General features: G+C 66.5%; 17 protein-coding genes and 2 tRNA genes. 14 read left to right on the top strand and 5 right to left on the bottom strand.

Going from position 1 to position 22516, the window contains the following annotated elements; translation table 11 throughout:
- Positions 1-4 precede the first annotated feature (4 nt).
- From nuoL to K5L94_RS15685, 13 genes are all read left to right on the top strand, one after another.
- Positions 5-2185, top strand: coding sequence for an NADH-quinone oxidoreductase subunit L (gene nuoL / locus K5L94_RS15745; RefSeq protein ID WP_274510843.1), 2181 nt, complete (start codon positions 5-7; stop codon positions 2183-2185).
- A gap of 23 nt (positions 2186-2208) precedes the next feature.
- On the top strand, positions 2209-3717 hold the full coding sequence (locus K5L94_RS15740; RefSeq protein ID WP_008268294.1) for an NADH-quinone oxidoreductase subunit M: 1509 nt from the start codon (positions 2209-2211) through the stop codon (positions 3715-3717).
- A 15-nt stretch (positions 3718-3732) separates the two neighbouring features.
- On the top strand, positions 3733-5193 hold the full coding sequence (gene nuoN / locus K5L94_RS15735; RefSeq protein WP_049456506.1) for an NADH-quinone oxidoreductase subunit NuoN: 1461 nt from the start codon (positions 3733-3735) through the stop codon (positions 5191-5193).
- A 127-nt stretch (positions 5194-5320) separates the two neighbouring features.
- Positions 5321-5397: transfer RNA gene (locus K5L94_RS15730), tRNA-Met, on the top strand.
- 82 nt (positions 5398-5479) lie between these two features.
- A tRNA-Met gene (locus tag K5L94_RS15725) sits at positions 5480-5556 on the top strand.
- Between the two features lie 367 nt (positions 5557-5923).
- On the top strand, positions 5924-6514 hold the full coding sequence (gene rimP / locus K5L94_RS15720) for a ribosome maturation factor RimP (protein ID WP_053450381.1): 591 nt from the start codon (positions 5924-5926) through the stop codon (positions 6512-6514).
- Positions 6515-6518: 4 nt separating this feature from the next.
- Positions 6519-8030 (top strand): transcription termination factor NusA, encoded by a 1512-nt coding sequence (gene nusA, locus K5L94_RS15715; protein WP_006458580.1) that lies wholly within the window; start codon positions 6519-6521, stop codon positions 8028-8030.
- A 92-nt stretch (positions 8031-8122) separates the two neighbouring features.
- Positions 8123-10768, top strand: coding sequence for a translation initiation factor IF-2 (infB, locus tag K5L94_RS15710; RefSeq protein ID WP_053511689.1), 2646 nt, complete (start codon positions 8123-8125; stop codon positions 10766-10768).
- Positions 10769-10892: 124 nt separating this feature from the next.
- Positions 10893-11276, top strand: a complete 384-nt coding sequence (rbfA, locus tag K5L94_RS15705; protein ID WP_005410447.1) for a 30S ribosome-binding factor RbfA — start codon at positions 10893-10895, stop codon at positions 11274-11276.
- Between the two features lie 105 nt (positions 11277-11381).
- A complete protein-coding gene (gene truB / locus K5L94_RS15700) occupies positions 11382-12290 on the top strand; it encodes a tRNA pseudouridine(55) synthase TruB (RefSeq protein ID WP_274510842.1) in 909 nt (302 codons plus the stop codon).
- Between the two features lie 174 nt (positions 12291-12464).
- Positions 12465-12725: a 30S ribosomal protein S15 gene (rpsO, locus tag K5L94_RS15695; protein WP_005417886.1), complete on the top strand. Its 261-nt coding sequence runs from the start codon at positions 12465-12467 to the stop codon at positions 12723-12725.
- A gap of 151 nt (positions 12726-12876) precedes the next feature.
- The gene (gene pnp, locus K5L94_RS15690; protein ID WP_006458359.1) at positions 12877-14985 is read left to right on the top strand and encodes a polyribonucleotide nucleotidyltransferase; all 2109 of its coding nucleotides are present in this window, start codon (positions 12877-12879) and stop codon (positions 14983-14985) included.
- A gap of 134 nt (positions 14986-15119) precedes the next feature.
- On the top strand, positions 15120-16682 hold the full coding sequence (locus K5L94_RS15685; protein ID WP_274510841.1) for a winged helix-turn-helix domain-containing protein: 1563 nt from the start codon (positions 15120-15122) through the stop codon (positions 16680-16682).
- Here the strand turns inward: K5L94_RS15685 and K5L94_RS15680 are convergent.
- Together K5L94_RS15680 and K5L94_RS15675 are read right to left on the bottom strand one after the other, a co-directional pair.
- The gene (locus K5L94_RS15680) at positions 16651-17718 is read right to left on the bottom strand and encodes a serine hydrolase domain-containing protein (protein ID WP_274510840.1); all 1068 of its coding nucleotides are present in this window, start codon (positions 17716-17718) and stop codon (positions 16651-16653) included. The genes K5L94_RS15685 and K5L94_RS15680 overlap by 32 nt on opposite strands.
- Positions 17719-17931: 213 nt before the next feature.
- Positions 17932-18927, bottom strand: a complete 996-nt coding sequence (locus K5L94_RS15675) for a tetratricopeptide repeat protein (RefSeq protein WP_274510839.1) — start codon at positions 18925-18927, stop codon at positions 17932-17934.
- 222 nt (positions 18928-19149) lie between these two features.
- On the opposite strand from K5L94_RS15675, the gene K5L94_RS15670 reads away from it, so the two are divergent.
- Positions 19150-20343: a glycoside hydrolase family 18 protein gene (locus tag K5L94_RS15670; RefSeq protein WP_274510838.1), complete on the top strand. Its 1194-nt coding sequence runs from the start codon at positions 19150-19152 to the stop codon at positions 20341-20343.
- Positions 20344-20380: 37 nt separating this feature from the next.
- Here the strand turns inward: K5L94_RS15670 and K5L94_RS15665 are convergent, their stop codons facing one another.
- From K5L94_RS15665 to K5L94_RS15655, 3 genes are read right to left on the bottom strand one after another with little or no spacing between them, the layout of a single operon-like run.
- Positions 20381-21940, bottom strand: coding sequence for a PepSY-associated TM helix domain-containing protein (locus tag K5L94_RS15665; RefSeq protein ID WP_053510958.1), 1560 nt, complete (start codon positions 21938-21940; stop codon positions 20381-20383).
- A 10-nt stretch (positions 21941-21950) separates the two neighbouring features.
- On the bottom strand, positions 21951-22214 hold the full coding sequence (locus K5L94_RS15660) for a hypothetical protein (RefSeq protein WP_271260488.1): 264 nt from the start codon (positions 22212-22214) through the stop codon (positions 21951-21953).
- Positions 22214-22510, bottom strand: a complete 297-nt coding sequence (locus K5L94_RS15655) for a hypothetical protein (RefSeq protein ID WP_040007368.1) — start codon at positions 22508-22510, stop codon at positions 22214-22216. Before K5L94_RS15655 ends, K5L94_RS15660 begins: the two co-directional genes overlap by 1 nt.
- Between the last annotated feature and the right edge of the window lie 6 nt (positions 22511-22516).

The following is a 22516-nucleotide window of genomic DNA, read 5'->3' as shown; positions in this document are numbered from 1 at the left end:
ACAGATGGAAATCACTCTCTCCAAGAGTCTGTTGATCGCAGTGGTGCTTGCACCGCTGTTCGGCAGCATCATCGCCGGCCTGTTCGGTCGCCAGGTCAAGCGCTTCGGCGCGCAGACCATCACCATCCTCGGCGTCGCGGTTGCCTGCGGCCTGTCGATGTACACGCTCTACCAGCTGCTGTGGGGCGGTGCGCAGCCGTTCAACCAGAACATCTACACGTTCTTCGAAGTCGGCCAGTATTCGGCCCACGTCGGCTTCATGGTCGACAAGCTGACCGCGATGATGATGGTGGTGGTGACCTTCGTGTCGCTGCTGGTCCACATCTACACGATCGGCTACATGCAGGACGACCCGGGCTACCAGCGGTTCTTCAGCTACATTTCGCTGTTCACCTTCTCGATGCTCACCCTGGTGATGAGCAACAACTTCCTGCAGCTGTTCTTCGGCTGGGAAGCGGTGGGCCTGGTGTCGTACCTGCTGATCGGCTTCTGGTTCAAGCGCCCGACCGCGATCTTCGCCAACATGAAGGCGTTCCTGGTCAACCGCGTCGGTGACTTCGGCTTCCTGCTGGGCATCGCCGGCGTGCTGTGGGTGTTCGGCACCCTGGACTACTCGCAGGTGTTCTCGCAGGCCGGCATGCTGGCCGACCCGCGCGCCCAGCTGCAGATCTGGGACGGCACGATCCTGGGCATGCAGCTGCTGAACGAGCCGGTGATCTGGTCGATCGCCACCGTCATCTGCATCTGCCTGTTCATCGGCGCCATGGGCAAGTCGGCCCAGGTCCCGCTGCACGTGTGGCTGCCGGACTCGATGGAAGGCCCGACCCCGATCTCGGCACTGATCCACGCCGCGACGATGGTGACCGCCGGTATCTTCATGGTCACCCGCATGTCGCCGCTGTTCGAGCTGTCGCAGACCGCGCTGAACTTCATCCTCTTCATCGGTGCCACCACCGCGTTCTTCACCGGCCTGATCGGCATCGTGCAGAACGACATCAAGCGCGTCGTCGCGTACTCCACGCTGTCGCAGCTGGGCTACATGACCGTGGCGCTGGGCGTGTCGGCCTATTCGGCCGCCGTGTTCCACCTGATGACCCACGCCTTCTTCAAGGCCCTGCTGTTCCTGGGCGCCGGCTCGGTCATCATCGCGATGCACCACGAGCAGGACATGCGCAAGATGGGCGGCCTGCGCAAGTACATGCCGATCACCTTCGTCACCATGTGGATCGGTACCCTGGCCCTGGTCGGTACGCCGTTCTTCTCGGGCTTCTACTCGAAGGACACCATCATCGAGGCGGCCGAGATCCACGCCCACATGCAGAACAACTGGGTGGCCACCTATGGCTACTGGGCGGTGCTGGGTGGCGTGCTGGTGACCAGCTTCTACAGCTTCCGCCTGCTGTTCATGACCTTCCACGGCAAGGAGCGCTTCCGCGACGCGCATGATGACCATGACCATGGCCACGGCCATGACGATCACCACGCCGCAGACGCACACCATGCCGATGCCCACCACGGCGATGCCCATGACGACCACGGCCATGGCCACGGTCCGCATGAGCCGCATGAAACCCCGTGGGTGGTGACCCTGCCGCTGATCCTGCTGGCCATCCCGTCGATCGCCATCGGTTTCTTCAGCATCGGTCCGATGCTGCATGGCACCGACTGGGCCGGCCACCACGCCCACGCGGCGATCCAGGGCCAGGTCAACACGTTCTTCACCGGTATCGTGAACTTCTACGATCCGGCCAAGAACACCGTTGCCTTCCTGGGTGAAGAGTTCCACGGGCCGGTGGCGTTCGCGCTGCACGGCATGATGCTGCCGCCGTTCTGGCTGACCCTGGCGGGCTTCCTGCTGGCTGCACTGTTCTACCTGTGGAAGCCGGACCTGTCGGGCAAGGCGCGCAAGACCTTCGCCCCGCTGGTGTCGGTGCTGGAAAACAAGTACGGCTTCGACAAGCTGTGGATCGATGGCTTTGCCGGCGGCAGCGTCAAGCTGGGCAAGGTCGCACGCTGGATCGACAGCAACATCGTCGACGGCGTGGTCAATCTCTCGGCACGTGTTGTGGACGTCGCAGCCGGCGTGCTGCGTCGTACCCAATCCGGTTTCCTCTATCACTACGCCTTCGCGATGATCATCGGCCTGATTGCCCTGCTGGGCGTGCTGATGCATTACCTGCGTTGATGACCTGTACGGAATAAGAAGACGTGTCGAACTGGCCTCTACTCAGTGTCCTCATCTGGCTGCCGATCCTCGGTGGCGCCCTGATCCTTGCGATCCGTGATGCGCAGACCGCCCGCTGGGCGTCGCTGGGCGTCGCGGTGCTGACCTTCGTGGCGAGCCTCTCGCTGCTGAGCGGCTACAACGCGGGCATCGACGGTCTGCAGTTCGTCGAGACCCATGCCTGGATCCCGGCGTACAAGATCGGCTACAACCTGGGCGTGGACGGCATCGCCGTGGCGCTGATCCTGCTGACCACCCTGGTCAGCGTGCTTGCCCTGATCGGTGCCTGGAGCGCCATCGACAAGCGCGTCAACCAGTACGTGGCCGCCTTCCTGATCCTGGAAGGCGTCACCGTCGGTATCTTCTCGGCCACGGACGCGATGTTGTTCTACGTGTTCTTCGAGGCGATGCTGATCCCGATGTTCCTGATCATCGGTGTCTGGGGTGGCCCGCGCCGCATCTACGCCGCGCTGAAGTTCTTCCTGTACACCTTCCTCGGCTCGGTGCTGATGCTGGTGGCGCTGATCTACCTGTACCTGAAGGGCGGCAGCTTCCAGCTGGCCGACCTGTACGCGCTGCCGCTGTCGGCCAAGGAACAGACCTGGATCTTCTTTGCCTTCCTGATCGCCTTCGCGGTCAAGGTGCCGATGTTCCCGGTCCACACCTGGCTGCCGGATGCCCACGTGGAAGCGCCGACCGCCGGTTCGGTGATCCTGGCCGCCATCGCCCTGAAGATCGGTGGCTACGGCTTCCTGCGCTTCAACCTGCCGATCGTCCCGGACGCATCGCAGGAATGGGCCTGGCTGGTGATCGCGCTGTCGCTGATCGCGGTGATCTACGTCGGCCTGGTCGCCCTGGTGCAGGACGACATGAAGAAGCTGATCGCGTATTCGTCGATCGCGCACATGGGCTTCGTCACCCTCGGTACCTTCATCGCCCTGTGGCTGGTGCGTGAAGCCGGCAACGCCGATGCGGCCCGCCTGGGCCTGCAGGGCGCCATGGTGCAGATGATCTCGCACGGCTTCGTGTCCGGCGCGATGTTCTCCTGCGTCGGCGTGCTGTACGACCGCATGCACAGCCGCCGCATCGCCGATTACGGCGGCGTGGTCAACGTGATGCCGTGGTTCGCCACCTTCGCCATGCTGTTCTTCATGGCCAACGCGGGCCTGCCGGGTACCAGCGGCTTCGTCGGCGAGTTCATGGTCATCCTGTCGGCGTTCCAGCGTAATCCGTGGATCGCGCTGGGCGCGGCCACCACCCTGATCATCGGCGCCGCCTACACCCTGTGGCTGTACAAGCGCATCTTCTTCGGCGAAGTGGCCAACAGCCACGTTGCCGAACTGAAGGACATCAACGGCCGCGAATGGCTGGTGCTGGGCGTGTTCGCCATCGGCGTGCTGGCCCTGGGCATCTACCCCAAGCCGCTGACCGACCTGATGGAGCCCTCGATCGCGAAGCTGGCGATGCAGATCGCATCCAGCAAGCTGCTGTAATTCCAGGATTTGATGATGACCACCTCGCCGCTGCTGCCATTGACCGCCGCTGACCTGCCACCGCTCGCTCCCGAGCTGGTGCTGATCGGCAGCGCCTTCGCCCTGATGATCCTCGACCTGTTCGTCAGCAACCGGAACAAGATCGTCACCCACCTGTTCTCGCTCGCTGCGCTGGCCGTGGTGCTGTTCATGCTGGCCACCGGCGTGGGCGGGCAGGGGGAGGTCTTCCATGGCATGTTCGTGCGCGATACCGCCGCGGACGTGATGAAGACCGGGATCGTGCTGCTCAGCGGCCTGACCCTGGTCTATGGCTGGCGCTACCTGCGTGATCGCAACCTGTTCCAGGGCGAGATCCCGGTGCTGATCCTGTTCGGCACCGCCGGCATGATGATCCTGGTCTCGGCCGGCAGCCTGCTGATGGTCTACCTGGGCCTGGAACTGCTGGCGCTGTGCTCCTACGCGCTGGTGGCCAGCAACCGCGAGAACGGCCTGGCCTCGGAAGCGGCGATGAAGTACATCGTGCTCGGTTCGCTGGCCTCGGGCCTGCTGCTGTACGGCATGTCGCTGATCTACGGCGCCACCGGCAGCCTGCACCTGGACGTCATCCGCGATGCCATCCCGCATTCGGAAGAACGCGTGCTGCTGATCACCGGTGCGGTGTTCATGATCGCCGGCGTCGCCTTCAAGCTGGGTGCCGCGCCGTTCCACATGTGGCTGCCCGACGTGTACCAGGGTGCCCCGGCGCCGATCGCGCTATTCATCAGCTCGGCGCCGAAGCTGGCCGCCTTCGGCATGGCCTACCGCCTGCTGGAAATGGGCGTGGGCCCGTTGTCGACCGAACTGCAGTTGCTGATCGCCGGCCTGGCTGCGGTGTCGCTGGTCATCGGCAACCTGATGGCCATTGCGCAGAGCAACCTCAAGCGCATGCTGGCGTTCTCCACCGTTTCGCACATCGGCTTCCTGCTGATGGGCATCGCCGGTGGTGGCGCGCAGGGCTATGCCGCCGCGCTGTTCTACGCACTGGCCTACGCCATCATGTCGACCGCCGCCTTCGGCGCGATCATCGCGCTGTCGCGTGCCGGCTTCGAAGCCGAGAACATCGAAGACTTCAAGGGCCTGAACGCCCGCAACCCGTGGATGGCCGGCCTGGTGCTGTGCATCATGGCGTCGCTGGCCGGCATCCCGCCGTTCCTGGGCTTCTGGACCAAGCTGGCCGTGCTCGGCGCGGCGGTCAACGGCGGCCTGCTGTGGCTGGCGATCCTGGGCGTGCTGTGCGCCGTGGTCGGCTGCTTCTACTACCTGCGCGTCATCAAGGTCATGTATTTCGATGAGCCGGTGGGCGAGGCCATGCCGCGCAGCAACGACCGCGTACTGGGCCTGGTGCTGGGCGTGAACGCACTGGCGCTGCTGGCGCTGGGCATTGCCTGGAACCCGATCATGGTCTGGTGCCAGCAGGCATTTGCGCATCTTGCATAAAAGTTGACACAAAGCTGCGCGATTCGTGTAATATGCGCAGCCTGAGTTGTCACTGCAGCGGTTCAGCCAGAACATCGTTGCGGTAGCCCTCCTCGAAAGAGCAGGGCAGCAGTTCAAACACTTCCGGTGCGGGGTGGAGCAGTCTGGCAGCTCGTCGGGCTCATAACCCGAAGGTCGCAGGTTCAAATCCTGCCCCCGCTACCAACATCGAATCGGCGCCAACCGGTTTGATGAATGAGGGAAAGCTTGCATTTTTCGCAGCAATGCCTCATGATTCCGCTTCTGATGCGGGGTGGAGCAGTCTGGCAGCTCGTCGGGCTCATAACCCGAAGGTCGCAGGTTCAAATCCTGCCCCCGCTACCAAGTAAAGAATGCGCCTTCGAAGTCCTGCTTCGAAGGCGTTTTTCTTTGGGTCCTGCGGCGTTTCCGCGCGATCGGGGTCAGATCCCTTTTCCTGCGGAAAAGGGATCTGACCCCGGGCTCGCACCTTGCACCAGTGCGGTGCAGCCGCTATCATCAGCGGCCTAGCAGTACCCCTGAAGGCGGCCTCCCAGCGGGAGTCCGGATCCGGAAGGAGGGCCGCAACCGGCAGGCACTGCAGGTTGCAACCGGAATCCAGTCACCGGAGTCTTTCCGGAAAAGGGGCCCAGCGGGCCCTTTGTCGTTTCCGGGGCGTCATGTTTCCACGCTGGCCAAGGCCGGCACCCAACCATAGAGATCAAGGCAGGCTGTGAGCGACAAGGCAACCGACATCGCGAATCTGCTCGCCCCGACCGTTGTGTCGCTGGGCCTGGAGCTGCTGGGCGTTGAGTATCTGCCGGCCCCCGGCGGTGCGACCCTGCGCCTTTACATCGACGTGCCGCTGGCTGAACAGCCCGAGCGCATCATCAATGTCGACGACTGCGAGCGCGTCAGCCGCGAAGTGTCGGCGCAGATGGACGTCGAAGACCCGATCAGCGGCAACTACACGCTGGAAGTGTCTTCGCCGGGCGTGGACCGTCCGTTGTTCAACCTGGAGCAGTTCGGCCGTCACCTCGGCGAAATGGCCAAGGTCACCCTGAAGCTGCCGCAGGACAACCGTCGTCGCCTGCAGGGCCGCATCGAAGCAACCGACGAGGCCGCGGACACCATCACCTTCGTTGTCGACAAGACCGAAGTGGTCGTGTCGGCCGACAACATCGACAAGGCACGGATCATGCCCGACTGGGTGGCGCTGGGGCTGGCCCCGAGCAAGCCGACCGGTCCGGCACCGAAGCGTCCGAAGCCGAACAAGAATTCTTCTTCCAACGAGCCGGCGGCAAAGAAGCCGCGCGCGGAGTGAGCCAATGAGCAAGGAACTGTTGCTGGTAGTGGACGCAGTCGCCAACGAGAAGGGCGTGCCGCGTGAAGTGATCTTCGATGCCATCGAGGCCGCCCTGGCCTCGGCGGCGAAGAAGCGCTATCCCGACGAGGAAGTGCTGACCCGCGTGGTCATCGACCACAAGGATGGCAGCTACGAAACCTACCGCCGCTGGGAAGTGGTGGCCGATGACGTGGTGATGGAATCGCCGGATCGCCAGATCCGCCTGATGGACGCCGTCGATGAAGCCGAGGGCGTGGACGTCGGCGACTACATTGAAGAGCAGATCGAGAACCCGGACTTCGGCCGCATCGCCGCCCAGGCCGCCAAGCAGGTCATCGTCCAGCGCGTGCGCGAAGCCGAGCGCCAGCAGGTCGTGGATGCGTGGAAGGATCGCGTCGGCGAACTGATCACCGGTGTGGTCAAGCGCGCCGAGCGCGGCAACATCTATGTCGACCTCGGTGGCAACGCCGAAGGCTTCATTCCGAAGGACAAGGGCATTCCGCGCGACGTGCTGCGCGCCGGTGACCGCGTGCGCGGCTACCTGGCCGAAGTGCGCTCGGAGCCGCGTGGCCCGCAGCTGTTCATCAGCCGCGCCGCCCCGGAATTCATGATCGAGCTGTTCAAGCTGGAAGTGCCGGAAGTCGGCCAGGGCCTGGTGGAAATCAAGGCCTGTGCCCGCGATCCGGGCGACCGCGCCAAGATCGCCGTGCTCGCCCACGACCAGCGCACCGATCCGATCGGCGCCTGCATCGGCATGCGCGGTTCGCGCGTGCAGGCCGTGTCCAACGAGCTCAATGGCGAGCGCGTGGACATCGTGCTGTGGAACGACAACCCGGCCAACTTCGTCATCAACGCGATGGCACCGGCCGAAGTGCAGTCGATCATCGTCGATGAAGACAAGCACTCGATGGACCTGGCCGTGGCTGAAGACCGCCTGGCCCAGGCGATCGGCAAGGGCGGCCAGAACGTGCGCCTGGCCAGCCGCCTGACCGGCTGGCAGCTCAATGTGATGACCCAGGACCAGGTCACCGCCAAGTCGGAGGCCGAGCAGGCTTCGGCCCGCCAGCTGTTCATGGACAAGCTGGAAGTGGACGAAGAGATCGCCGGCATCCTGGTCAGCGAAGGCTTCGGCACCGTCGAGGAAATCGCTTATGTCCCGGTCGGCGAACTGCTGGCCGTGGAAGGTTTCGACGAGGACATCGTCGAAGAGCTGCGCGCTCGTGCCCGCGATGCGCTGCTCAATGAGGCCCTGGCAGTCGAGGAAGGCCTTGAAGACGGCCAGCCGGCGCAGGACCTGCTGTCCCTGAAGGGCATGGACGAAGCCACCGCGTATGCGCTGGCCGGCCACGGCGTGCGTACCAGCGAGGACCTGTCCGACCTGGCCGCCGACGAGGTCATGGACTTCGGCATCGAAGGACTGGATCAGGCGCGCGCCGCTGCGCTGATCCTGGCCGCCCGCGCCGAAGAGATCGCCCGACTGGAACGCGGCGAATGAGCCGGCAATGAACAGGGCCCTGAGCCGCTCAGGGCGTAGAATCCGCGCCACCTCCAGATGCGGGGGGGCGCCCACAAGATCATAGGATCCGAATGTCGCAGCAAACCACCATCCGCAAGCTTGCCGAACTGGTCAACACGCCGGTCGAAAAACTGCTGGAACAGCTGGCCGGTGCCGGCATGAAGTTCAGCGGTCCCGACCAGGTCGTGACCAGCTCCGAGAAGGTGAAGCTCCTGGGCTTCCTTCGTCGTTCGCACGGCAAGCCCGAGCAGGCCCCGGAAGAGACCGATCAGTCTGCAAAGAAGATCACGCTCAACCGCCGGAAGCAGCAGGAAGTGACGGTCAGTTCCGGTCGCAGCAAGACGACCGTGAATGTCGAGGTGCGCCAGAAGCGTACCTACGTCAAGGATGGTGCTCGCGCCATGACGCCGGACGAAGAGCGCGCCGACATCCTGCGCAAGCTGGAAGAGTCGCGTGCGCGCAACCTTGCCGAACAGCAGGCCCTGGCCGAGAAGGATCGTCTGCGCGACGAAGCCATCGTCCGTGCCCGTGAGGAAGAGGTTGCCGCCAAGGAGCGCGCCGAGGCCGAAAAGAAGGCTGCCGAAGAAGCTGCGGCCGCCGCCAAGGCTGCCGAGGCGCTGGCGGCCAGCAAGCCCAAGCGTGCTCCCATCGATGAAACCGCGCCGCGCCCGCCGCGTGCCCCCGCCGCCGCCCCGGCTGCGCCGCGTGGCGCACCGCCGCCGCCGCGCAACGACGACCGCAACAATCGCAGCGCGCCGCGCAACGAGCGTGGCCCGGGCGATCGCTTCGCCGGCCAGATGCACCTGTCGGCCGCTGACCGCGCGCGTCGTGGCAACAGCAACAACAGCAACACCCGGGGTCGTCCGGGCGGCCGCAACCAGTCCGGTGGCCGTCGCGACATGTCGCGCGGTGGCAACAATGCCGGCCCGCACGCCTTCGAGCGTCCGACTGCACCGGTGGTGCGTGAAGTGGCGATCGGCGACACGATCACCGTGGCCGACCTGGCGCAGAAGCTTGCGTTGAAGGGCGGCGAAGTGGTCAAGGCGCTGTTCAAGATGGGCGTGATGGCCACCATCACCCAGTCCATCGACCACGACACCGCCGCACTGGTGACCGAGGAACTCGGCCACAAGGCGATCCGTGCCAACGACAACGACGCCGAAGACGCACTGCTGGCCTCGACCGGTGAGAACCAGGGCGAAGCCACCCAGCGTCCGCCGGTGGTCACCATCATGGGCCACGTCGACCACGGCAAGACCTCGCTGCTGGATTACATCCGCCGCACCAAGGTCGCCACCGGCGAAGCCGGCGGCATCACCCAGCACATCGGTGCCTACCACGTGGATACGCCGAAGGGCGTGATCAGCTTCCTGGATACCCCGGGCCATGCTGCCTTCACCTCGATGCGTGCCCGTGGCGCCAAGCTGACCGACATCGTGGTGCTGGTCGTGGCCGCCGATGACGGCGTCATGCCGCAGACCAAGGAAGCGATCCAGCACGCCCGTTCGGCGGGTGTGCCGCTGATCGTGGCGATCAACAAGATCGACAAGTCCGACGCCGACCCGATGCGGGTCAAGAACGAACTGCTGTCCGAGCAGGTCGTGGCCGAAGACTTCGGTGGTGACACCCAGATGGTGGAGATCTCGGCCAAGACCGGCCTGGGCATCGACGACCTGCTGGACGCCATCTCGATCCAGGCCGAACTGCTTGAACTGAAGGCCGTCGACGAAGGCCGCGCCTCGGGCGTGGTGATCGAATCGTCGCTGGACAAGGGCCGTGGCCCGGTCGCTACCGTGCTGGTGCAGCAGGGCCGCCTGAAGAAGGGCGACTACCTGGTGTGCGGCATCCAGTACGGCCGCGTGCGTGCGCTGTTCGACGAAACCGGCAAGCAGCCGGAGTTCGCCGGCCCGTCCATCCCGGTGCAGGTCCTGGGCCTGTCCGGCGTGCCGGAAGCCGGTGACGACTTCGTGGTGGTCGAGGACGAGCGCCTGGCCAAGGACGTTGCCCAGCAGCGTGAGACCAAGCGCCGTGAATCGCGCCTGGTCGCCACCGCCGGCAGCCGCATGGAAGACATCATGGCGACCCTGGGCAAGGGCGAGGGCCAGCAGGTCCTCAACCTGGTCATCAAGGCCGACGTGCAGGGTTCGGTGCAGGCGCTGAGCCAGGCACTGGTCGCGCTGTCCAACGAAGACATCCGCATCAACGTGATCCACTCCGGCGTGGGCGGCATCACCGAGTCGGACGCCAACTCGGCCGCCGCTTCGAAGGCCACCGTCATCGGCTTCAACGTGCGTGCGGATGCTTCGGCCCGTCGCATCATCGAATCCAACGGCGTGGACCTGCGTTACTTCTCGATCATCTATGACGTGATCGATCAGGTGAAGCAGGTGGCTTCCGGCCTGCTGGGCGTGGAGATCCGCGAAGAGATCATCGGTATCGCCGAGGTCCGCGATGTCTTCCGCAGCTCCAAGCTGGGCGCCGTTGCCGGCTCGATGGTCATCGAGGGCGTGGTCAAGCGCAACAAGCCGATCCGCGTGCTGCGCGACAGCGTGGTGATCTTCGAGGGCGAGCTGGAATCGCTGCGCCGCTTCAAGGAGAACGTCGAGGAAGTCCGCAACGGTACCGAATGCGGTATCGCGGTGAAGGCCTACAACGACGTCAAGCCGGGTGACCAGATCGAGTGCTTCGAGCGTATCGAAGTGCCGCGCACCCTGTAATGCTGCGTGGCGGCCCGACCAACGGTCGGGCCCTACCGGCATGCAAAGCCCGACCCACGGTCGGGTACCATGTAGATGTAGCGCCCGACCGTTGGTCGGGCGACAACTGAACCAAGAGCTCCTCGTGCCCAAGACTTTCCATCGAACCGACCGTGTCTCCGCCCAGCTGCGCCGTGAACTCGGCACCCTGGTGCACAACGCCGTGCGCGAGCACGGGTTGCCCTCGGTGAGCGTGTCCGACGTGGAAATCACCCGCGACATGGCCCATGCCAAGGTGTTCGTCACCGCGCTGATGCCGGAACGCTCGGCTGAAGCCGTGGCTGGCCTGAAGGAGCTGGGCTACCGCCTGCGCATGGACCTGGCCCGTGCCATGAAGCTGCGCCACGTGCCGGAGCTGCATTTCCACTACGACGACTCGGTCGACCGTGGTGAGCACATCGACAACATCCTGCGCGACCTGCCCGATACGCTGGCCGCGGAGAAGCGTCGCGAGAGCGACGAAGAATAAGGCAGCGCCGGGCCCGTGCCCGGCGTCTTTCCGTTCCGGCAACGCGATGCCCGTGCGGGCCGCGCTGCGGCAGCCGGGCATGGCTCGGCTCTACAACATCCTGTCATGACCCGAATTCAGTTCCGCCGCCTGGATGGCATCCTGCTGCTCGACAAGTCGACCGGCATGAGCTCCAACGCCGCCCTGCAGGTGGCCCGTCGCCTGTTCCGCGCCGAAAAGGGCGGTCACACCGGCAGCCTCGACCCGCTGGCCACCGGCCTGCTGCCGCTGTGCTTCGGCGAGGCGACCAAGATCGCCGGCCTGCTGCTGGGCTCGGCCAAGGCCTACGACGCCGAGATCGTGCTTGGGCAGACCACCGATACCGACGATTCCGAAGGCCAGGTGCTGCTGCAGCGCCCGGTGCCGGCAGTCAGCGCGCAGGCCCTGCAGGCCGCGCTGGCGCCGCTGACCGGCAGCATCCTGCAGCGGGCGCCGATCTATTCGGCGCTGAAGCAGGGCGGTGAGCCGCTGTATGTGAAGGCCCGCCGTGGCGACGTCATCGAGGCGCCCGAGCGCGAGGTGCAGGTGCACGCCATCGAGGTGCTGGAGCAGCAGCCGGAACGGCTGCGCCTGCGCATCACCTGCGGCTCGGGTACCTACATCCGCAGCCTGGCCCGCGACCTCGGCGAAAGCCTGGGCTGCGGTGCCCATATCAGCGCGCTGCGCCGGCTCTGGGTCGAACCGTTCCGGGCGCCGGCGATGGTCACCCTGGACCAGCTGCGGGCGATGGTCGAGGCGGGCGACGAGGCCGCCATGGATGCGCTGCTGCTGCCCCTGGCCGCCGGCCTGGCCGAGTACCCGCGGGTCGACCTCGACGCCGACCAGGCTCACCGGTTCTGTGTCGGCCAGCGCCAGCGCGACCTGTCCTGGCCGCGCGGCCTGGTCGCCGTGTTCGGCCCGGACGATGCTGTCCAGGGGCTGGGCCAGGTCGATGACAGTGGCCTGCTGGCCCCCCAGCGCCGTTTCAACCTCTGACCGGGGCCCGCCGGTTCAGCCCCGGTCCTTGTCCCGGAAGCCCCCGACCGTTACAATTTCGCGGCCGTTTTCCGGCAGCCTGCCTCGCGCAGGTTTCATCCTCGTAGTCCACGGCGAGCCTGGCGGTGCGCGAAGCGCGTTCCTGCCGGCCACGCATCACAGAGAAAAAAGAAAATGTCGATCGACACCCAGAAGGTCATTGAAGACAACAAGCGCAGCGCCGCCGACACCGGCTCCCCGGAAGTCCAGGTGGCCCTGCTGACCGCCCGCATCGAACTGCTGACCGGCCACTTCAAGACCCACAAGAAGGACCACCACAGCCGCCGCGGCCTGCTGCAGATGGTCAACCGCCGTCGCAGCCTGCTCGACTACCTGAAGAAGAAGGACGTCGAGCGTTACAAGGCCCTGATCGAAAAGCTTGGCCTGCGTCGCTAAGCAACGAATCCCCCGCGGCGCAGCGATGCGCCGCGGTTTTGTTTTGTAGCACCGCAATCCCCGATTCAGGCCGGAACGATCCGGCCACCCGCAGGCGGCAAGGGTCGCCGACGGTCCAAATTCGCAGACAGCATCCCCAAGGACACCCTCCGTGGCAAAAATCACCAAAACCTTCCAGTACGGCAAGCACACCGTCACGCTTGAGACCGGCGAAGTCGCCCGCCAGGCCAGCGGTGCCGTCATCGTCAAGATGGACGACACCGTACTGCTGGTCACCGCCGTCGCCGCCAAGAGCGCGCGCGAAGGCCAGGACTTCTTCCCGCTGACCGTCGATTATCAGGAAAAGTTCTACGCCGGCGGCCGTATCCCGGGTGGTTTCTTCAAGCGCGAAGGCCGTGCGACCGAGAAGGAAACCCTGATCTCGCGTCTGATCGACCGTCCGATCCGCCCGCTGTTCCCGGAAGACTACAAGAACGAAGTGCAGATCATCGCCACGGTCATGTCGCTGAACCCGGACGTGGACGGTGACATCCCGGCCCTGATCGGTGCCTCGGCTGCGCTGGCCCTGGCCGGCACCCCGTTCATGGGTCCGATCGGCGCTGCCAAGGTCGGTTACAAGAACGGCGAGTACATCCTGAACCCGACCGTCAGCGAACTGGCTGACTCGCAGCTGGAACTGGTCGTCGCCGGTACCTCCAACGCCGTGCTGATGGTCGAATCCGAAGCTGCGCTGCTGTCCGAAGAAGTGATGCTGGGCGCCGTGACCTTCGGTCACCGCGAGATGCAGAAGGTCATCAACGCGATCAACGAGCTGACCGTCGAAGCCGGCACCAAGCCGTCGACCTGGGAAGCCCCGGCCAAGAACGACGCGCTGATCTCCGCCCTGAAGGAAGCCATCGGCCCGCGCCTGGGCGAAGCCTTCCAGGTGCGCGACAAGCTGCAGCGCCGCGACGCCATCTCGGCGATCAAGAAGGACGTGGTCGAAACCCTGGCCGGCCGTGTGGCCGCCGAGGGCTGGAACCCGGCCGAGCTGTCGAAGGAATTCGGCGAGCTGGAATACCGCACCATGCGTGACTCGGTGCTGGACACCAAGGTCCGCATCGACGGCCGTGCGCTGGACACCGTCCGCCCGATCGCCGTGAAGACCGGCGTGCTGCCGCGTACCCACGGTTCCTCGCTGTTCACCCGCGGCGAAACCCAGGCCATCGTGACCATCACCCTGGGCACCGCCCGTGACGGCCAGGTCATCGACGCCGTTGCCGGTGAGTACAAGGAAAACTTCCTGTTCCACTACAACTTCCCTCCGTTCTCGGTGGGTGAGTGCGGCCGCATGATGGGCCCGAAGCGCCGCGAAATCGGCCACGGTCGCCTGGCCAAGCGCGGCGTGCTGGCTGTCATGCCGTCGCTGGAAGCCTTCCCGTACACCATCCGCGTCGTCTCGGAAATCACCGAGTCGAACGGTTCCTCGTCGATGGCCTCGGTCTGCGGTTCGTCGCTGGCCCTGATGGACGCCGGCGTGCCGGTGAAGGCGCCGGTTGCCGGTATCGCCATGGGCCTGGTCAAGGAAGGCGAGCGCTTCGTCGTCCTGTCCGACATCCTGGGTGACGAAGATCACCTGGGCGACATGGACTTCAAGGTGGCCGGTACCGCTGAGGGCATCTCCGCCCTGCAGATGGACATCAAGATCGAAGGCATCACCGAAGAGATCATGAAGCAGGCCCTGCAGCAGGCCAAGGCTGGCCGTCTGCATATCCTGGGCGAAATGGCCCACGGCCTGACCGCCCCGCGTTCGGAGCTGTCCGACTACGCGCCGCGCCTGCTGACCATCAAGATCCACCCGGACAAGATCCGCGAAGTGATCGGCAAGGGTGGTTCGACCATCCAGGCCATCACCAAGGAAACCGGCACCCAGATCGACATCCAGGATGACGGCACCATCGTCATCGCTTCGGTCAACGCCATCGCTGCCCAGGCCGCCAAGGCCCGCATCGAGCAGATCACCTCGGACGTCGAGCCGGGCCGCATCTACGAAGGCAAGGTCGCCAAGATCATGGACTTCGGTGCGTTCGTCACCATCCTGCCGGGCAAGGACGGCCTGGTCCACGTCTCGCAGATCTCCAGCGACCGCGTCGAGAAGGTCGGCGACGTGCTGAAGGAAGGCGATGTGGTCAAGGTCAAGGTGCTGGAAGTCGACAAGCAGGGGCGTATCCGCCTGTCGATGAAGGCCGTGGAAGAAGGCGACGCCGTCAGCGCCGAGTAATCGACCTCCGGTCGATTACGGTGGGTGTCAACCTTGGTTGACACGCTTCTGGAATCGCTGAAATGAAAAAGCGGGCTTCGGCCCGCTTTTTCTTTGCCCGCGATCCGCGGCCGGCGTGCCGCTATGCTTCGCCCATGGACACCCTTCGCCTGCTCGATCTGGACATTGACCGCCCGGCACAGCGGGTCAGCCGCGCCGGCCAGGTCCTGCCGGTCAGCGGCCTGAGCTGGACGCTGCTGGACGTGATGCTGGCGCACGGCGCCGAGGTCGTCGATTTCGACACCCTGGCGGCGCAGGTCTGGGCGCCGGCCGTGGTCGGCGAAGATGCGGTCAGCCAACGGGTCAAGCTGCTGCGCCAGGCACTGGGCGATGACAGCCGCCGGCCGCGCTACATCCGTTCGGTGCGTGGGCGCGGCTACCAGCTGTGCGCGCAGCCGTTGCCGGGTACCGCACAGCCTGCCCGGTCACGTTGGCGCGGCAGGGCAGGGTGGGGCCTGATGGCGGCCGTGGCGCTGGGCGTCGCCGCAACGCTGGTGTGGTGGCCGCGGCCGCCTGCACCGGGTGCGGCGCAGGCGGCGCTGCAGCGCGCCGATTATTACGCAGGCATCGGCCAGGCCAGCAACAACGAGCGGGCGATCAGCCTGTACCGGCACGCGCTGCAGGTCGATCCGGAGTCCGCGCCGGCGCGGCGGGGACTGTCGCGTGCGTTGGCGGCGCAGGGCTGCCTGTTCAACGGCTCGCCGGCACAAGTGAAAGAGGCGCTGGCCCTGGCCAGCGAGGAGCGCAGGCGGGCGCCGCGCGATGCCGCCGCCCATGCGCTGTGGGGCTATGCGCAGGACTGCCTCGGCGACATGCCGCAGGCGATGGCCGGTTACGCGCGTGCGCTGGAACTGGATCCCGCCGACGAACGCAGCCGCGCGTCGCTGGCGTATCTGCGGCAGGAGCGCGGCCAGGTGGTGACGGCGCTGCGCGAGAACCTGTCATTGAAGGCGCCTGAGCGCGTGCGTTTCCGCGACGTGCAGGTGGCGCGCGAGCTGGAACTGCTGGGCTTCACCCAGGCTGCAGCGCAACGCCACGCGCGCAACTTCCAGCTCTACCCGGACAACGTCTTCTCCAATATCGCCTGGCCACGCAGCCTGTATCTGGCCGGCGCGCCGCAACAGGCCAGGCAGGCGCTGGACGAGGCGCTGGCGCGGGGCACGCCACACCCGCAGCTGCTGCGGATGAAGGGAGAGCTCGCGCTGCTGGCCGGTGACCCGGTGATGGCGGCAGAGGCGTTTGAGCGCGGCCGCCAGCTGCGGCCCCAGCAATCACTGGGGCAGACGCTGGCGGGCCTGTACGGCGCGCAGCCGGCGCAGGACGCGTGGCTCGGGCAGCGTCTGCAGCAGCTCGACGCCAGCGCGGGCGATGGCTGGTCCGACACGGGCGTGGAGCGGGCATTGCTGCTGCAGGCTGCTGGACGTACAGATGCGGCCGTCGCCGCATTGCATCAGGCCGTCGATGATGGCTTCCGCGACGTGGCGTGGCTGCGCGCCACGCCGCTGTTGGCGCCCCTGCACGACGCCCCGGGTTGGCCCGCGTTGCTGGAGCGCATCGATACCGACATCGCCCGGCAGCGCGCGCAGGTGTTGGCCGCCGCCTGGCGGCCGAAGGACCTGGCCGCCCTCAGCGCAGCGCCGGCAGCAGGAACTCGGTGAGGATGCGCCGCGACTGCGGATGGGCGAAGGAGCGGTTGAAGGCCTGGCTGGTGACCACGGCCACCACGCGCTGTTCGGGCAGCACGAACACATAGTTGCCGCCATTGCCGGACATCGCCCACACGGTGCGCGACGCACCCTGCACATCGAGCTTCAGGCCCCACCACTGGTAGCCATAATCGCTGCCATCGGGCGTCGTGGCCTGCGCCTGCACCATCGCCGCGATGTAGTCCCTGGGAACCAGCTGGCGACCCTGCCAGCGTCCACCGTCCAGTACCAGCTGGCCGAACCGGGCCAGGTCACGCGTGCGGTAGCGGGTGCCGCCGCCGCCCATGCCGATGCCCTCCGGCGAACGGTTCCACTGGCTTTCACTGATGCCCAGCGGGCGTTCCAGCACGCGCGCGGCGTAGTCTGCAAGGGGCTGCCCGCTGGCCTGTTCAAGCACGGCACCGAGCACGAACGGGTTGGCGGTGCAGTAGGCGAACGCGCGGCCATGCGGGCTGTCCTGCGGCCGCTGCATCCAGGGCGCAAAGCCCTTCACCGGCAGCGCCAGCGCGAAGTCCAGCCACCGCTCGGTGACGTACATGCGTTCTTCGTGGCCGGCCGAGAACGGGTTCTCGTCATCGCACTCCCACAGGCTGCTCATGGTCAGCAGGTCCTGCAGGGTAGTGGCGCGCAGGCGCGGGTCGACCGCGTGCTGCGCGGTGAACGCCGGGAAGTAGTCGTACACCCGGGCCTGCACGCCGGGTACGCGTCCCTCGCCGATGGCGGCGCCGACCAGCAGTGCCGTCACGCCCTTGCTGGCCGATCGCACGTCGTGCAGGGTCTGTGCGTCGGCGCCGTTGAAGTAGCCCTCGTAGACCACCTGGCCATCGACCTGCAGCAGCACGCTGCGGATCTGCTTGAGTTCATCGCGGGCGATGGCCTGCTGCAGCGCCAGCAGGCGTGCCGGATCTGGCGGCGCGGCGCGAGCGGTGAGCGGCGGCGCGGCACACACGGCGCAGAGCAGGGTCAGGACGGGCAGGATCGAACGCATCGGCGGGCTCCATCGAAAGGGAGCCCGATTGAGCCATCACCGCATCTGAAGTGCTGGAAAGCCGCCTGAAGAATTCTGAAGGCCTTGTGCGACAACGCTCTGCGCTTTGCCCCGGTAGGTGTCAACCTTGGTTGACACGCTCGCGCCCCGGGTGGGTGTCAACCTTGGTTGACACGCTGTTGGAGGCATCGCCGGAGTCGAACATGCTCGGCGTTACCCGGCATCTTCTTCCTCTTCTTCCTCCCCCAGCCACCAGACCTGTCCCGGCTCGGGCTCACTCAGCGGATGCTCGCGCTGTTCGATGGCTTCCAGCACGCGTCCCGGTGCCGCAGCGGTCCATGTTGCCAGCAGCTTTTCCACCGCGGCACGCCCTTGCGCGGCAATGCCGAGATCGCGCGCGCGCGTCCAGCCGTCCGCGCGCTCCGCTGCGTCATCGTGCTGGTGCGGCGTTCCGTAGCTGCAACGGCGGCACAGCCTGCGCACGGTCGCGGTCCAATCCTCGACCATGCCGATCCCGGGCAGCTGCATGGCTTCCAGGGCAGCGATGTCATCGGCGGAATCGCACTGCACGAACACAGTGAAGGTGGCCATGTCCGATGGCTGCAGGCGCTGCATCGCATTGAACACCGGCACACTCTGCTCCCGGTAGGTGCGGTGGCCGGTCGAGGCGCCGTCATGCAGCACGATGTCACCGAAGCGGAAGCCGCTTTCTGGCAGCGGCACATTGTCGATGCGGGCGCGTACCGGATCGATGCGGCGCATGTAGACCACCTCGGCGGTGGACCACGGCGCCAGGCGCAGGCAGGCCACGCCGAAATCGCCATCGATCGGCCCCGCGTCGCCGGGCACGGTGATGCCGCAGCGGCTCCATTGGCGCCGGGCCTCGGTCCAGTCACCCAGTGCAGTGGCGGCGATACCGGCATTCCATGCGGTGGCTACATCGAACGCGTCGCGCAGCTGTTCCGACTGCAGGTTGTCCCGCAGCGAGGCCGGCCACTCGCGCAGGTACTTGTGGGCGAGCCCGCGCATGTAATGCAGGTAGGGAACCTCCGGGGCATGCCCGGTCAATTCACCGAACAGGGCCACGGCCCGCGCGAGGTCGCCTTCGTGGAATGCGGCATAGGCACGGGCTTCCAGCGCCTGCAGTTCGTCGAGCGTGGCGTCGTCCGGCCGTGCGCCGTCGTCGGTGTTGTCGTGGTCGCTGCTCATGTCCATGCGGGGTTGAAGATCCGCGGCTACCTTAGCCGATGCGGGGAAGGGATAGCGCGGCGTCGGCGGTTGTCCTGTTGCGGCGCACGATGGCAGTGGCGTGACCGCTGGGGTGTCGTCCTGGGAGGGAGCGCGCGTGTCCACTGGACGACATGCCGCGACATCCGTACCGCAGGCACATCGGTTTGCTAACGTGGCTGCGCCTTCGAACCGGGAGATCCCATGTTGCGCCAGACCGTGGCTGTCCTTGCCGTGCTGATTGCCGGCACCCTGCCCACCGCTGCACACGCCGCTGCGGCACCGCAGGCGCCGATCTTCGGTGCCTACTATCCCGGCGGGTCGGCCGAGCGCTATCAGGTGTCGAGCATTCCGGCCGAACGCCTGACCCACCTGTTCTATGCGTTTTCCACCATTGAAGACGGCCGCTGCACGGTCGGTGCCGAAGCGCCGGCCAACTTCGCTGCGCTGGCCGAACTGAAGAAGGCGCATCCGCACCTGCGCACGCTGATTTCCATCGGCGGCTGGGGCGCGGGCGGTTTCTCCGATGCGGCGCTGAGCGAGGCCAGCCGCAAGCGCCTGGTCGATTCCTGCATGGCGCTGTTCTTCGATCGCCACGCCGGCAGCTTCGATGGCGTGGACATCGACTGGGAATTCCCGGTCAGTGGTGGGCCGAAGGAGCTGGCGCACCGCCCGCAGGATCGCGCCAACCTGACCAGGCTCGCGCAGGCGTTCCGCGTCGCACTTGACGCGCGCGGGCGCAAGCAGGGGCAGCCGATGCTGCTGACCGCTGCGCTGGCCGCCGGTCGCCTGCAGACCGATGGCCCCTACGATCCGGCGGCCAGCTACGACCTGCCGGCGCTGGCCAGGGTGTTCGATTTCATCAACCTGATGAGCTACGACATGGGCACCGGTTTCTCGGCGGTGTCGACCTTCAACGCCCCGCTGCATGAAGTGCCAGCCGATCAGCTGGCACCGGAACTGCGGCGCTGGAACAACGTGGCCGGCGCGGTGCAGTACTACCGCGACCACGGTGTGCCGGCCCACAAGCTGGTGCTGGGCGTGCCGTTCTATGGCCGTGGCTTCAAGGTCACCGGTGACGCCGCCGATGGGCTGTACCAGGCCTACAGCGCACCGACCGACGCGGGCGACTGGCGGGTGATCAAGGCGCGCTATCTGGACCAGCCTGGCTGGACGAAGCATTGGCAGCCGCAGGCGCAGAGCCCGTGGCTGTACAACCCGCAGCAGAAGATCTTCATCAGCTACGAAGACCCGCGCTCGATCGGGCTGCGCGCGCAGTTCGCCCGCGAGCAGGGCCTGGCCGGGGTGTTCATGTGGGAGCTGACCGGCGATGACGAACAGGCCAGCCTGCTCAACGCCATGCTTGGCCCGTGGCAGAAGGCCCGCATCGGCGATTGAGGGTTGGCGGTAGTGCCGGGCCATGCCCGGCGCTACCTCAATTGGCCCAGACGCTGTTGGGATCGCCGTTGCGCGCGCGACGCTGGCTGGCCAGGGCCAGCCGGGCAAAACCGAACGCCATGGCCAGTGCGATCGCATCGACCCAGAACAGCGGCCAGTGCCCATGCGCGGCCGCGCGCCACAACCAGTCACCGCTGAGGGCGCCATGCAGCACCGGCACCAGCGCGGTGCTGATCGCGGCGGCCCAGAGCAGCTCGCGTGCCGCCTGGGCCGGGCGGCGCAGTGCTGCCCACAGCGCACACGCGGCCCAGCTGCCGAAACAGGCCCAGCGGATGCCGTGATCAACGGCGGACGGTGCCACCCGTTCCAGCACCAGTGCGCTGGCGAACGCGACCGAGATCGCCACGCACAGGCCGATGCACACGCCCACCGTGGCCCGCGCCATGTTCACCCCGGAGCGCGGCTGTTGTGGTTGCCGGCGCTTGCGCCGCGATTCGATCCACAGCAGGTTGCCCGAATAGAACAGGAAGGCACCGCCCAGGCCCAGCAGGAAGTACAGCCAGACCACCACGCCATTGCCGAACTCACCAAAATGCAGCGCATAGGCCGCGCTGAGCGTGGCGTGGTTGGCATCACGGTGGCCGGGCAGCTGGCTGGCCAGCAGGCGTCCACTGGCGACGTCCAGCGCGACCGAGCCGAGTGGGCCGAGGGTGCCGCTGGATTCACCGGTGATCTCGATGGTGGCATTGGCATCACCGCCGTTGGCCAGTTTCAGGTAGGCCGGTTCGAAATCGGTCACGCCCTGCGCGCGTGCCACTTCCAGCGCGCGCGCATGCAGTTCGCGCAGGCTGCCCGGAGCGGCCGGCACGCCGCTGGCGGCGCGCACGGGCGCGGTGTCCATCGCCGTCGGCACCGCCTGCAGGGCCTTGCCTTCGAAGATGAGCGGATTGAGCAGGGCGATCTGGATGAACACCAGGCAGAGCAGGGCACCGGTCACCGCGAACATCAGGTGGAACGGCAGGCTGAGCACACCGATCACGTTGTGTGCGTCCTGCCACAGCTGCTTGAGGTTGCGGCCCGGGCGCAGCGCGAACAGGTCGCCGAGCAGTTTCGGCAGATGGATCACCAGGCCACTGAGCAGGGCCATGCCATACAGCAGGCTGACGATGCCCATCACGTAGATGCCGGCCACCGGCAGGCCCAGGCTGTAGTGCAGCTCGTTGACCAGTTCGGCCAGGCCCGACTGCGGCGGCGTCGGGCTGCCGGCGGTCTGCCCCGGCCAGGCATAGCGCCACCCCCCGTCGTCGGCCTGCCAGTAGGCCAGCGGCTGCGGATGCTCGGCACCGGGGAAGGTCATGCCGACATGCCGGCGTGCTTCCGCATGTGCGGCCAGCACGTCCTCCAGCAGGTACTGCGCGTCATCCAGGCTGGCGGGCAACGCAGTGGCCGCGCCCGGCGTCTGCCACAGCGGCAGGTCGTGGTGGAACAGGGTCAGCGCACCGGCATAGAAGGCCACGAACAGCCCGAAGCCGGCCACCAGGCCGACCCAGGTGTGCAGGGTGGTGAACGTGCGCAGGGTCTGCGAGCTGAACTTCATGCGATTGATCTCATTGCACGGCGCCGGCCATGCGCAGCAGCCCGAGCACACCGAAACCGGCCGCCGCGCTGCCGGCCAGGGCCAGCCAGGCATACCCAGCGCGGCGGAAACTGAAGGCCCACAAAGCCGCCAGCATCCACAGCGGCACGAAGGCGATCAGCGCAGGCACCAGGGCGTTCTGCCACGGGCCCGGTGGCAGCCAGGTGACCAGTCCGGTGGCGGCGGCCGCCAGGAAGAAGCCGGCGAATATGCCGGCAAACGCGCGCGCCCACATCACGGTGTCTCCGCGCCGGGGCGATGCCACGCGGCCAGTGCCGGCAGCAGCATTGCCGACAGCATCCAGGTGCACAGCATTGCGACCAGGCCAGCGGCGAAGCCCAGCTCGGCCATCCACAGCCACAGCGATGCGGCGGCGGCAACCAGGCCGATCTGGTGGCCGAGGCGTCCGGCGCGGCGCAGGCGTGGCCAGCGGCAGTGCGGCGAGGCGGCATAGAACGCCAGCGCCGAGAACATCGCCGCCAGCATGCCCAGGCTGCAGAATCCCAGCGTCGACAGGCCTACCGTGATCATCGCGGG

Source organism: Stenotrophomonas forensis (assembly GCF_028752115.1).
Taxonomy (GTDB): domain Bacteria; phylum Pseudomonadota; class Gammaproteobacteria; order Xanthomonadales; family Xanthomonadaceae; genus Stenotrophomonas; species Stenotrophomonas forensis.
Note: the sequence above shows the minus strand (reverse complement) of the source record. Positions and strands in the feature narration are given on the sequence as shown.